Here is a 12,409-nt window from a genome sequence, read left to right on the forward strand (position 1 = left end):
GCCATTGAACACCACGGATCGCCGGGTCCGCAGTGTGCGTCCGTTGAGTGGATCAGCGCGCGACCGATGCCGTCAGCCCAGGGAGCGGCCCTGCGCATCGAAGAGCGGCAGCAGGTGACTGATGTCCGACCGGACGCCGGACGCGGCGACGGAGTTCTGTCCGACGGCCGCGGCGAAGTCCGCGTCACCGGTGACGAGCGCCAGCCACGTGCTCGGGTCGGACTCGACGGTGCTGGGTGGAGTGCCCCGCGTGTGCCGGGGCCCTGCGACCGCCTGTGTCACGCCGAACGGCGGCACCCGCACCTCGACGCTCCCGCCCGGATGGCGGGCTGCGAACTCCTCGAGCGCGTAGCGCACGGCGGTGGCGAGCGTCCTGCGATCGATGCCGGATGCGGAGCAGGTCCGCGCGGAGCACCAGGCGGCCAGAGCCTGCTGCCCGACTGCGGGGTCCGTCCTGCGCTTCGCGCTCATCGGTCCTCTCCCCCGCGCGACCGCAGAGCCGCACCCTCGCGCAGGCGGCCCACGTGGACCGTCCGCCCGGCCTCGTCGATGCCGCCGGTGACGTGCTGCGCCAGCCGGTCGATGACTCGCTGAACGGCGTCAGCGGACACCTCGCCGCTCGCCTCCAGCAGGCGCAGCGCAGTCAGCGTCGTGGGGCGCGTCGAGCCGTCGAGGCATTTCACCGCGACGGACCAGCCGGTGCGGGTCGCCATGACCATGACGCCCTCCGCCCCGAACTTCGCGAAGATCCCCAGATCTTCGATGACCGTGGTGTTGGGCCCACCTCCGCCCTCGATCGTCCAGGGATGCGCGAAGACGCCGTCCATGAGTCGGGCGCTGTGCTCGTCGGCTCGTCTCGCCGCATGCGAGATCGCGGTGGCGAGCGCGGTGAGCGTGAGTGCGTGGACAGGGGCGCCGCATCCGTCGACCCCGACCGCCAGCGGCGGGGCGCCCGTGAACTCCTCGACCACCCGTTCGACCTCTCGCTGCACGGGGTGGGTGGGATCCAGATAGGAGTCCGTGGCGTGCCCGCCGGCGACGGCCGCCATGAGGAACGCGGCGTGCTTCCCGGAGCAGTTGAAGTGCAGTCGGGAGGTGGGCTGCCCTGCCGCCGACCGCGCGTTGCGCGTCGTGCGGTCGGCGGGTGCGACGGCCGGGCAGCGCAGGTGCGATGCGTCCAGACCGGCGGAGGCCAGCATCTCCGTCACGACATCGATGTGCCGCTGCTCCGCCCGGTGCGATGCGGTCGCAAGCCCCAGTGCCGGACCCGTGAGCTCCGCTCCCATCCGCATGCTCGCGATCGCCTGGAGCGGCTTGAGAGTCGAGCGCACGAAGACCGGCGCGTCCACCGATCCGAGTACCGCCGCGGGCGTTCCGGACGGGTCGAGGAGCACGGCGGAGCCCACGTGCCGGGACTCGACGAAGCCCGATCGCTCGACGACCGCCAGTTCGACCGCGGCGTCTGCAGAGAAGGTCGCAGCCGACGGCACGGGGTCAGCCCCGGTTCCCGGCGATCTGCTCCATCGCCGTCGGATCGGAGTCGTTCAGGAACTTCTCCACCCGCGCGGCCTCCTCCGATTCGCCGATGCTCGCCGCCGCGCGTCCCAGCGCGTAGAGCGAGCGGAGGAATCCGCGGTTGATCTCGTGCGTCCAGGGGATCGGCCCCGCTCCGCGCCACCCCGCGCCGCGCAGGGCATCGAGCCCGCGGTGGTAGCCGACCCGCGCATACGCGTAGGAGTCGACCGTGCGGCCCTCGTCGAACGCCTCGTCCGCGAGTTCGGCCCATGCGAGGCACGACGAGGGGAGGATGCTCGCGACGTCGACCGGTTCTTCGCCCGCGTCCAGGCGGCGCTTCGCGTCGACGTCCGGGTGGTCATCGGGAAGGTAGGTGGGCTGCGGGCCCAGCTGCGCCGCGTCGAGGTTGCCGATGTGCGAGGGGTTACCGAGGTTCTGGCTCATGCCCTCACAATAGGACACGCACCTCAGTGGGCGATCAGCCCTCTGCACCGTCCTCATCCTCTGCGGACTGGAGTGCGAAGGGATCGTCGGTGAGTGCGCCCAGTGCGCCCGCGTCTGCCGATTCGGTGAGCTGCTGGGCGGACTCCACACCGGTGAGCCACACGCCCACGTCCGATCCCAGCCATTCATCCACGCGTTCGGCATCGGCACGCACAGCGACCATGCCGAATCCCGCCGCGGCGAGGTCTGTCGGAGACGTCCCGTCCGGGTCTCCCTCGAAGAGTGCCACCGCGCCCGCGTCGGCGGTCCGCTCCGCGAGCGCCGCATCGGCGGTGCGGACGATGACGGCATCGATGCGCTCCGCGTCCTGGGCGGAGGTGAGCACCGCGTCGAGCACCGCGTCGGAGTCGACCGACGGCATGAACACCGTGTCGGAGCCGAAGTCCTCGTAGACCTCGGCCCACGTCGCCGGTGAGCCCGTGCTGGTCTCCTCCCGCGGTGCGGGGATGGTGCCGTCAGAGAACTCGTCTGCTGTCAGGTCCGCGTACGACGCACCGTGCACGTCCTCGCCGGCCTCCTGACCGCCTGCACCCAGAGCGACCGTCCCGTCGCCCAGCTCCACGAGGTCGACTGCCGGTATGAAGCCGAACCGGACGTTCTCCCGGACGGCCTCCGCCGAGTTCGCCGGATAGATGGCGGCTCCCCCGCCGACGGCGGCGATGACGGGAGTCGGCAGGGACCCCGCCGTCGGGGGGTCGTCGGAGGACAGGGCGGACCATCCGATGAGGGCGAGGACCGCTGCTGCGGCGACGCCCGCGACGATGAGCGGGGCGAACGTCCGGCGTCCGGCCTTCGCCGCCTCCGCCTCTGCGACGCGCTCCTCCCACGCGGCCCGTTCCTCCGCGGACACCGGCTTCGCACGTTCGGGCCCGCGGCGTCTGCTGCCCTTCACGCGCTCCGGGGTCAGATCCGCCAGGGACTCGATGCGGTCGTCGCCGCGACGATCGCGCTTCTTCTTCGCCACCCGGTTCACCTGCTCCTGTCCCTGTTGGATGCTGCGCCCGTCGCCAGTCCCCGCAGGAACCCGGCTCCCCAGCTCACGTGCATGGACGGGAGCACCAGGCCGAACCACAGTCGCTCGCGGATCCCCGCGTCGTCGGCTCGCCACACCGCCGTGACGATCCCCGCCGCATAGGCGGCGCTGGGCACGTGCACCAACGACGTGAAGCCCCGCACGAATCGTGGCCAGCTCCGCGTCGAACCCGTCAGCTGCAGCACCGCCTCGACGAGCGAGGCGGTCACGCCCAGCACCAGCAGGGGCGGCGCGAAGTATCTCGCGGAGTTCCGCGCTCCGTACCGACGGACGATCTCCGCTCGCCACACCCCGGTGGCGTAGAACTGCTTCACGAGGTTCGACCAGGTGGCCCGCGGCCAGTAGGTGACCTGCAGCTCTGGGGCGAACCACACGAGGCCGCCGGCTTCGCGGAGGCGGAGGTTGAGCTCCCAGTCCTGTCCGCGGCGCAGCGTCTCATCGAAGCCGTCCAGTGCGTCGAACACCTCGCGGCGGAAGACTCCCAGGTACGCGGACTCCGCCTCCTGGGCCTCGTCACCCGCGTGATAGGCCGGGCCGCCCAGTCCGATCCGCGACATGTACGCCCGCGCGACGGCCCGCTGGAAGGCGGTGCGGCCTCGGGCCCGCATGAGGCCTCCCGCGTTCGCGGCGCGTGTCTCGCGCAGGACGGCCACGCCGCGGGCGGTGTAGTCCGCGGTGAGCTCCGAATGCGCGTCGACGCGGATGACGACGGCGTGCGTCGTTCGCGCGACAGCCAGATTCAGACCGATCGGGGTGTCACCGGCGGGGTTGTCGACCGTGATGATCCGAGGGTCCGCCGCGGCCATCCGGCGGACGACCTCCGTGGTCCCGTCGGTCGACGGCCCCAGCGCGACCACGATCTCCTTCTGCCCCGGGTAGTCCTGGGCGAGGATCGTCGACACCGCCTCCTCGACGTGGTCCGCCTCGTTGAGGATGGGCATGATGTAGGACACGCCGGGCAGTGCGTCCAGGGGAGGCAGCTCCGTCGGCGCGAGCACGCTTCCCGCTCCGCGCCGTGCGCTGCGCACCCTGCGCGTGCTGCTCACTTGTGCTTCTCGTATTCCTTGACGACGTCGGCCGTCGCGCCGTCTGCGCGCAGAACGCCCTTCTCGATCCAGATCGTGCGGTTGCACGTGTCGCGGATCGAGCGCATCGAGTGCGACACGAGGAAGACGGTGCCGGCGGATTCGCGGATGTTCCGGATGCGCTGCTCGGAGCGCTTGCGGAACTCACGGTCGCCCACGCTCAGCGCTTCGTCCACGATGAGGATCTCGTGGTGCTTCGCCGTCGCGATCCCGAACTTGAGGCGGGCGGTCATGCCGGACGAGTAGGTGCGCATCGGCATGTCGATGAAGTCCCGCAGCCCCGTGAACTCGACGATGTCGTCATACTTCTCCTCGATCTCCTGGCGGCTCATTCCCAGCGCCTGGCCGCCCAGGATGATGTTCCGGCTGCCCGACAGGTCGCTCAGCAGCGCCGCGCCGATACCCAGGAGGTTCGGGCGGCTCTTCGCGTACACGGCTCCGCCCGTGGCTGGTGTGAGCCCGGTGATCGTCCGCATGAGGGTCGATTTGCCAGACCCGTTGGTCCCGATGATGCCGATGGATTCGTTGGCGTGCGCCGTGAAGGAGATCCCCTTGAGCGCGTGCACCGTCTGCAGCGAACGACCGCGGCTCAGCAGCCCGGCGGAGCTCCCCGGCGTCGCCTTCTTGCCGGTCGCCAGCGTGCGGTACTCGACGTGGACGTCGTCGCAGATGACGACGGGATCCTCCGCCGCTTCGCCGTCCAGCGCGCCTGCGTCAGTTGTCTCGGCCATAGCGCTCCTCCGCCTTCCAGAAGAAGACCGTGCCGACGGACACCATGACGACCGCCCACACGCTGAAGTTGAACCAGTACTCGACGGGCAGTGCGTGGTCCTCGAGCAGGATCCCGCGAGAGATCGACAGGACGTTGTGCAGCGGGTGCCAGTCGTAGATCGCCGCGAAGATCGGCGGCCGTCCGTCCAGCAGCCGGCTGGGGTCGAAGAAGACCCCGGACGTGTAGAAGATCATCCTGGACACGAACGGGATGAGCTGGCTGAGGTCGCGGAAGTGGACCGTGAGCCGCGAGAAGATGAGCGCGACACCCAGGTTGAAGATCGTGAAGAGCGCGACCAGCGGGATGAAGAGGAACCACGACCAGTCGGGACGTGCACCGAAGACGATCGCGAGCAGGAACATCAGCCCCAGGGTCGGCATGAAGTTCATGAGGTTCTGCATGACCTTCGCCACCGGCAGCACCATCCGCGGGAAGGGCAGGGACTGCACCAGACTCGCGTTGGAGATGATCGCCTTCGCGCCGCCGTTCATCGAGGAGTTGAAGAACTCCAGCGAGAACACGCCGATGACGAGGAACGACACGAAGTTGTCCGGCCTGCTGCTCCCGGTGATGATGAAGCCGAACACGGTCCCGTAGACGAGCGCCTGGAAGCTGGGCCTCAGCAGGACCCAGGCCATGCCGAGGCGGTTGCGCTCGTTCTCGCTCTGCATCCGGTAGCGAGCCAGGGACAGCGTGAAGTCCCGGCGCTCCCAGACCTGCTTGAGGTACGACGGGAGGGACGGTCTGGCACCGACGCGGGCGAGGCCGAATCTCTCCGCCTTCTCCGCCAGTTCGGAACTGTTGCTCATCGAGTGGGTTGCTCTCATCAGGGAACGGACACCGCGATTCTAGCCCTCGAACCCTGGGCGACCTCACGGACGCGTCCCACCGACTACTCTGGGTGGCGTGAAGGTACTCGTCATCGGTCCCGGCGCCCGGGAACACGCACTCGTCTCCGCACTCTCCCGCGATCCTCAGGTCGAGGCGGTCATCGCCGCCCCGGGAAATCCTGGGATCGACCTCCTCTGCGACACACGTCCGCTCGACCAGACGGATCCCGCTGCGGCCGTGGGCCTGGCCCAGGAGCTGGACGCCGACCTCGTGGTGGTCGGCCCCGAAGCGCCTCTGGTCGCCGGAGTCGCGGACGCCCTGCGGGAAGCCTCGTTCCCCGTGTTCGGCCCCGGGCAGGAGGCCGCGACGCTCGAGGGGTCCAAGACCTACGCGAAGGAGGTCATGGATGCCTCCGGCGTACCGACCGCGCAGGCGGTGACGGCCACGACCTCGGCCGAGGCCGCTCAGGCGCTCGACCGGTTCGGCGCCCCGCACGTCGTCAAGGCGGACGGGCTGGCAGCGGGCAAGGGCGTCGTCGTCACGGACGACCGCGCCGCCGCGCTGTCCCATGCGGAGAGCTGCCTCGCAGTCGCGGACCGCGTCGTCATCGAGGACTACCTGGACGGACCAGAGGTCTCCCTCTTCGTCGTCTGCGACGGCACCACCGCCGTCCCCCTGTCGCCCGCGCAGGACTTCAAGCGGATCGGCGACGGCGACACCGGCCCCAACACGGGCGGCATGGGCGCGTACTCGCCGCTGCCGTGGGCTCCGGAGGGGATGGTGGACGACATCGTCGCCCGCGTCGCGCAGCCGGTGGTCGACGAGATGGCTCGCCGCGGAAGCCCCTTCGTGGGTCTTCTGTACTGCGGCCTGGCGCTCACGTCGCACGGCACCCGCGTCATCGAGTTCAACGTGCGGTTCGGAGATCCGGAGACGCAGTCCGTGCTCGCCCGCCTGCGCACCCCGCTGGCCGGTCTGCTGCTCGCCGCAGCACAGGGGACGCTCGCGCAGCATCCTCCTCTGGAATGGGACGAGCGCACTGCGATCACCGTCGTCCTCGCCGCACAGGACTACCCGGGCGCCCCGCGCACGGGCGACCCCATCGCCGGCCTGGAGGAGGCTCTCGCGCTGGACGGCGTCGACGTCCTCCATGCCGGGACCGCACTGGGCGAGCAGGGGGAGTTCGTCACCTCGGGCGGACGCGTCCTGTCCGTCGTCGGGCTGGGCGACGGGATCGCCGCGGCTCGCGCTCGCGCCTACGACGCAGCCGACCTGATCGAGTGGGAGGGCGTGCAGAAGCGCACGGACATCGCACTCCTGGCGGAGCAGGGCGCGATCACCGTCCCCGCAGCCTCCACCGGTGCGGCCCCCGCCGAGGTCGCAGCCGGCTCCCGGCCCACAGCGCCCGTCGTCCCCGGCTGGACGCACGCATACTCCGGCAAGGTGCGCGACCTCTACGTCCGTGAAGGGGTCCGGTCGCCGGAGTCAGCGGACGAGATCCTCATGGTCGCCTCGGATCGCATCAGTGCCTATGACTGGGTGCTGCCCACGGAGATCCCCGACAAGGGCAGGGTCCTCACCGGACTGACCCTGTGGTGGTTCGATCAGCTCGCCGACCTCGTGGGCAATCACGTCGTGAGTCTCGACGTGCCCACCGAAGTCGCAGGACGCGCGATGATCTGCACGCGCCTGGACATGTTCCCCGTCGAATGCGTGGCCCGCGGCCACCTCACGGGATCCGGCCTGGCCGACTACCGCACTGCGGGCACCGTGGGCGGGAACGTGCTGCCGGAGGGTCTCGGGGAATCGAGCCCGCTCGAGCCCGCGATCTACACACCCGCGACGAAGGCCGCCGTCGGCGAGCACGACGAGAACATCGACTTCGACCGGACCGTGGAGATCCTGGGAGCAGTGGACGCCGCCATCCTGCGCGATCTCACACTCGAGGTGTACGAGCGAGCACGCACGATCGCCGCGGAGAAGGGGATCGTGCTCGCGGACACGAAGTTCGAGTTCGGCCGCGATGCGAACGGCGCCGTCGTGCTCGGGGACGAGGCCCTCACACCGGATTCGTCCCGGTTCTGGGACGCGGAGTCCTTCGCGCCGGGTCAGCCGCAGGACAGCTTCGACAAGCAGTTCGTCCGGGACTGGCTCACGTCGGACGCCTCCGGGTGGGACCGGTCGGCAGACACTCCTCCCCCGCCTCTTCCCGCCGACGTCGTCGCGCGCACCCGCCAGCGCTACATCGACGCGTTCGTACGCCTCACGGGCCAGCAGTTCCCCGGGTGACGACGGACTAGACTGAGTCCACACTCTTCTTCCACCGCATAAGGAGTACGCGCGCATGGGTCGCATCGTCGTCGAAGTCATGCCCAAGCCAGAGATCCTCGACCCTCAGGGCAAGGCGATCGGCACCGGACTGGAGCGGCTGGGCCTCTCCGGCTTCTCCGGTGTCCGTCAGGGCAAGCTCTTCCACCTGAGCATCGAGGGCGAGGTGACCGCCGACGCGCTGGCGAAGGCGCGTGAAGCGGCGACCTCGCTGCTGTCCAACCCCGTCATCGAGGACGTCGTCTCCGTGCGCGAAGCGGATGACGCGGAGGTCTCCCGATGAGCAGCCGCACCGCGATGGCGACGGCGACACCCCTGATCGGCGAGCGCAGTGACGACGGTGCGATCCCCGGCGCGGACGCCCTGCGCGTGGGCGTCGTGCAGTTCCCGGGATCGCTCGACGAGCGGGATGCTCAGCGAGCAGTCACGCTGTCCGGTGCCCGGGCGGTCTCGCTGTGGCACGGCGACGAATCCCTGTCCGACGTCGACGCGGTCATCCTCCCCGGCGGCTTCTCGTACGGCGACTATCTGCGGTGCGGCGCGATCGCCCGCTTCGCTCCGCTCATGACGGCGGTCGTCGACGCGGCGAAGGGCGGCATGCCCGTCCTCGGCATCTGCAACGGCTTCCAGGTCCTGTGCGAGTCGCACCTGCTGCCCGGCGCACTCATCCGCAACGACCACCAGCACTTCATCTGTCGCGATCAGGACCTCGCCATGGAGAACGTCGACACGGCGTGGACGCGCGACTACACGAGCGGTGAGACGATCACCATCCCGCTGAAGAACGGCGAGGGCGGATTCGTCGCGGATCCGCCGACACTCGACGAGCTCGAAGGCGAAGGTCGCGTCGTGGCCCGCTACAGCGGGCTGAATCCGAACGGTTCGCAGCGGGACATCGCCGGCATCACGAATGCGGCGGGCAACGTCGTGGGCCTCATGCCCCACCCGGAGCATGCGGTGGAAGCGGGCTTCGGCACTGATTCCGCAGACGGCATGCGGGCGGGGGTCGACGGGCAGGGGTTCTTCACCTCCGTGCTCCGAAGCCTCCTCGTCTGACCTGCGGTCCACCGTGCCGCCGGCCGGGTCCGGCCCGACCTCCGGACCGACCTCCGGACCGACCTCCGGACCGTCGCCGGCCCGCGGACGGACGGTCTGCCTCCACTAGGGTGGAGGCCATGAGCGATTCCCTCCAGAGCCTGGTCGACCGTGCCGCGTTCCTCTCCGCAGAGGTCCAGCAGAGCTTCGGCTCCGTCATCGCGGAACGAGAGTTCGAGGTGGACTTCTCCTCTGCTCCGACGCTGCGGTTCACCGGCGACCAGACGATCAGCTTCCGGCCCCACATGATGGGCTCGTCCGTGAGCCGACAGGCCGAGAAGACGTGGCACTGGGCCTGGGACAACATCAACGAGTTCCCGGAGCAGGTCGTCGCCCTGTCCGCACGTGTGCGCGAGCACGGCTCCGCACGCGGGATCGCGGAGCTCAGCGACGCGGAGCTGCCCCTCGATCCGGAGAACCTCCCCCTCGCCCTCACGCTCGCGTCGAAGGCGATCACCGGCGCGTGGGCGCACTACCCCGTCGCAGCGGGCGGGGGCACGACCGTGTGGGTGCTCATCGACGACGAGCGCCTCACTCTCGGAGAACCCGAGCTCAAGCCGGTCGTCCGCGCTCTGGCCTCCGGCATCACGGGGCTGGAGGTCTCCGACCACCGGATCGCGCTCGCATCCTACGCGACGCTGCGCGGTCTGCGGACCGCACCGTTGCCGGACGGCGGCGTGCGGATCCTCTGCGCCGACGGGTCTGCGGACGTCACGTTCGACGAGCAGGAGCGCATCTCGTCCTGCCAGGCGAATCAGACCCTCGAGGGCGAGGCGGCCGAGCAGTTCGCGCAGATCGGTGCGGTGACGGGCACCGCAGTCTTCGGTGGAGCCGCTGCAGGGCTCCCCGCTCCGGTCGAGTCCGCCCCCGCGCAGAGGGAGCCGGTCACGAGCGCCGCGCCAGAGGAGCCGCCCGCTCCGGCGCCCGCGCCGGTTCCAGCAGAGCATCCGGCTGCAGAGCAGCCCGCACCGGTCGCTGCGGAGACTCCGGCAGCGGAGGCGCGTCCCCAGGCCGAACAGCAGCCGACTCCTGCGGCGGACGAGCCGCACGAGCCCTCCGCCGAGGCCCCCTCTGAGACTGAGACTCCCCCGGAGACCGAGGCACCGGCAGAGGCTGAGGCACCGGCATCGGCAGAGACCGAGTCGCCGGCAGAGACTGAGGCACCGCAGGAGGAGCGTCCGCAGAAGGAGAAGAAGGGACTGTTGCGCCGCCTGTTCGGCCGCTGAGCGACGGCTGGCCCGACGGACGCTGGACCGTCGGGTCCTCGCCCGTCAGACCGTCGCCGGCTCGCAGGCCCCGCAGCTCGGATGCCGGCCGGCGGCGGTGCACTCCTCGCACCGCAGGAACTGGGCACGGCACACCTCGTTCGCGCAGTTCACGAAGAGTGGAGTGCTCACACCGCACTCCACGCAGGTGCCGAGCGACTCCACTCCCTCCCCGAACTCCATGTGCATCCGGTTGTCGAAGACGTACAGCGAGCCGTCCCACAGGCCTGCGTCGCCGAACGATTCGCCGTAGCGGACGATCCCTCCGTCCAGCTGGTAGACCTCCGTGAAGCCGCGGTTCTTCATGAGCACGCTCAGCACCTCGCAGCGGATCCCTCCGGTGCAGTACGTGACGACCGCCCTGTCCTTCAGGTGGTCGTACTTCCCGGAATCCAGTTCCGCCAGGAAGTCCCGGGTGGTGTCCGTCTGCGGAACGACCGCGTCGCGGAAGCGGCCGATCTCCGCCTCCATGGCATTGCGCCCGTCGAAGAAGACGACGTCGTCGCCCCGGGCGTCGACGAGCCTGTGGAGCGCACCGGGCTTGAGGTGCTGCCCGCCGCCCTGCACACCCTGGTCCGTGACGACGATGTCGTCCGGTGCGTTGAAGGTCACGAGCTCGTCCCGCACCTTCACACTGAGACGCGGGAAGTCGTCGCCCGTCCCCGTCGACCACTTGAAGTCCGCTCCGTGGAACGGCGCGTAGGACTTCGTCACCTTCACGTGCTGCTTGAGGTCCGCGACGTCACCGCCCAGCGTGGCGTTGATCCCCTGCGAGGACACGATGACCCGACCGGTGAGCCCGTGGCGCTCCGCGAGCGCGTGCTGCCACAGGCGCACGGCCTCGGGATCGGACAGCGGTGTGAAGACGTAGAAGAGGACGATCTTGGCAACGGACATGGGCAGTATTCTAGAGCGCCGCCGCCATCCGGTCGCGCCCGATCCGCTCGGCCACCTCCGCGGTCGGCAGACCTTCGCGATCAGCTTCGGTGAGCACCTCGGTGATCGAGTCGAAGAGCGAGAGCACGGTCGCGCGCGCCGATTCGATCGAGGGTTCGGAGTAGATCGAGACGCCCGCAGCCATCATGCCGCCGGCATTCGCGACGAAGTCGGGGACGAAGGTGATGCCCTTCTCCAGCAGACGGCGTCCGTGCGCCGGGGTCGCGAGCTGGTTGTTCGCGACCCCGCTCACGAGCTTCGCGGAGATCTCCTCGATCGTGTCGTCGTTCACGACGCCGCCCAGAGCGCACGGTGCGAACACGTCGACGTCGGCGGCGTGGATGCGATCCGGTGCCACCGCCTCGGCGCCGAACTCCGCGACGACGGAGTCGACTGCGGCCTGTGCCACGTCGGCGACGACGAGCTGGGCCCCTGCCTCGTGGAGGAGTCGGCAGAGTTCGCGACCGGTGCCGCCGAGGCCCTGTACCGCGACCCGCATGCCCTGCAGGTCACTGGCCTCCCGGTCACCACGACCCCACACGTGGGCGATGCCCGCGCGCATGGAGGTGAAGGCCCCGAGCGCGGTGAAGGTGCTCGCACTGACGCCGGGCGGGAACTGGCTGGCACGGGCGAAGACGAAGTCGCACTCCTCCGCGAGGACGTCGGCGTCCACCGGTCCCACACCCACGTCGATCGCCGTCCAGTAGCGGCCGCCGAGCGACTGGACGTGCCGGGAGAACGCACGGAGCACATCGGCCTTGTCCGGTCGGGCGGGATCCGCGATGATCACGCACTTGCCTCCGCCCAGCGGCAGGCCGGCGACGGCGTTCTTATAGCTCATGCCGCGGGAGAGTCGCAGCACATCGGTGAGCGCCTCCTCCTCAGTGGCGTACGGGTGCATCCGGCACCCGCCGGCGGCAGGTCCCAGCGAGCGGTCGTGCACAGCGATGATCGCTCGCAGACCGGTGCCGGGATCGTGGCAGAAGACGACCTGCTCGTGGTGGTCGAATTCTGGATGATCGAAGAGATTCACGAAGGCTCCTTC

13 protein-coding genes are annotated in these 12,409 nt (G+C 69.8%); 4 read left to right on the forward strand and 9 right to left on the reverse strand.

Annotation, left to right across the window (positions count from 1 at the left end; genetic code table 11):
- Positions 1 to 72 precede the first annotated feature (72 nt).
- From BJEO58_RS06990 to BJEO58_RS07020, 7 genes are read right to left on the reverse strand one after another with little or no spacing between them, the layout of a single operon-like run.
- Positions 73 to 471, reverse strand: coding sequence for a sterol carrier family protein (locus BJEO58_RS06990; RefSeq protein WP_101588746.1), 399 nt, complete (start codon positions 469 to 471; stop codon positions 73 to 75).
- Entirely contained in the window at positions 468 to 1,490 is a 1,023-nt protein-coding gene (locus tag BJEO58_RS06995) for an asparaginase (protein ID WP_101588747.1), read from the reverse strand. Before BJEO58_RS06995 ends, BJEO58_RS06990 begins: the two co-directional genes overlap by 4 nt.
- Positions 1,491 to 1,494: 4 nt before the next feature.
- Entirely contained in the window at positions 1,495 to 1,959 is a 465-nt protein-coding gene (locus tag BJEO58_RS07000; RefSeq protein ID WP_101588748.1) for a DUF3151 domain-containing protein, read from the reverse strand.
- Positions 1,960 to 1,993: 34 nt separating this feature from the next.
- Positions 1,994 to 2,983 carry a hypothetical protein gene (locus BJEO58_RS07005; protein WP_144573892.1) on the reverse strand — a complete coding sequence of 330 codons (990 nt, stop codon included), beginning with the start codon at positions 2,981 to 2,983 and terminating at the stop codon, positions 1,994 to 1,996.
- Positions 2,984 to 2,988: 5 nt separating this feature from the next.
- On the reverse strand, positions 2,989 to 4,050 hold the full coding sequence (locus tag BJEO58_RS07010) for a glycosyltransferase family 2 protein (protein ID WP_101588814.1): 1,062 nt from the start codon (positions 4,048 to 4,050) through the stop codon (positions 2,989 to 2,991).
- Between the two features lie 44 nt (positions 4,051 to 4,094).
- The gene (locus tag BJEO58_RS07015; RefSeq protein WP_101588750.1) at positions 4,095 to 4,868 is read right to left on the reverse strand and encodes an ABC transporter ATP-binding protein; all 774 of its coding nucleotides are present in this window, start codon (positions 4,866 to 4,868) and stop codon (positions 4,095 to 4,097) included.
- The gene (locus BJEO58_RS07020) at positions 4,852 to 5,718 is read right to left on the reverse strand and encodes an ABC transporter permease (RefSeq protein ID WP_101588751.1); all 867 of its coding nucleotides are present in this window, start codon (positions 5,716 to 5,718) and stop codon (positions 4,852 to 4,854) included. Before BJEO58_RS07020 ends, BJEO58_RS07015 begins: the two co-directional genes overlap by 17 nt.
- Before the next feature lie 97 nt (positions 5,719 to 5,815).
- Between BJEO58_RS07020 and purD the strand changes: the two genes are divergently transcribed.
- From purD to BJEO58_RS07040, 4 genes are all read left to right on the forward strand, one after another.
- Positions 5,816 to 8,029: a phosphoribosylamine--glycine ligase gene (purD, locus tag BJEO58_RS07025; protein ID WP_101588752.1), complete on the forward strand. Its 2,214-nt coding sequence runs from the start codon at positions 5,816 to 5,818 to the stop codon at positions 8,027 to 8,029.
- Positions 8,030 to 8,084: 55 nt separating this feature from the next.
- Positions 8,085 to 8,351, forward strand: a complete 267-nt coding sequence (purS, locus tag BJEO58_RS07030; RefSeq protein WP_101588753.1) for a phosphoribosylformylglycinamidine synthase subunit PurS — start codon at positions 8,085 to 8,087, stop codon at positions 8,349 to 8,351.
- On the forward strand, positions 8,348 to 9,124 hold the full coding sequence (gene purQ / locus BJEO58_RS07035; protein WP_246076119.1) for a phosphoribosylformylglycinamidine synthase subunit PurQ: 777 nt from the start codon (positions 8,348 to 8,350) through the stop codon (positions 9,122 to 9,124). The genes purS and purQ overlap by 4 nt, the downstream gene beginning before the upstream one ends.
- Before the next feature lie 119 nt (positions 9,125 to 9,243).
- Positions 9,244 to 10,389, forward strand: coding sequence for a DUF6882 domain-containing protein (locus BJEO58_RS07040; protein ID WP_101588754.1), 1,146 nt, complete (start codon positions 9,244 to 9,246; stop codon positions 10,387 to 10,389).
- A 45-nt stretch (positions 10,390 to 10,434) separates the two neighbouring features.
- Here the strand turns inward: BJEO58_RS07040 and trhO are convergent, their stop codons facing one another.
- On the reverse strand, positions 10,435 to 11,325 hold the full coding sequence (gene trhO, locus BJEO58_RS07045; protein ID WP_101588755.1) for an oxygen-dependent tRNA uridine(34) hydroxylase TrhO: 891 nt from the start codon (positions 11,323 to 11,325) through the stop codon (positions 10,435 to 10,437).
- 10 nt (positions 11,326 to 11,335) lie between these two features.
- On the reverse strand, positions 11,336 to 12,397 hold the full coding sequence (locus tag BJEO58_RS07050) for a Glu/Leu/Phe/Val dehydrogenase dimerization domain-containing protein (protein WP_101588756.1): 1,062 nt from the start codon (positions 12,395 to 12,397) through the stop codon (positions 11,336 to 11,338).
- Positions 12,398 to 12,409: the final 12 nt, after the last annotated feature.

The organism is Brevibacterium jeotgali (genome assembly GCF_900169175.1).
In the GTDB taxonomy this organism is placed as follows: Bacteria; Actinomycetota; Actinomycetes; order Actinomycetales; family Brevibacteriaceae; genus Brevibacterium; species Brevibacterium jeotgali.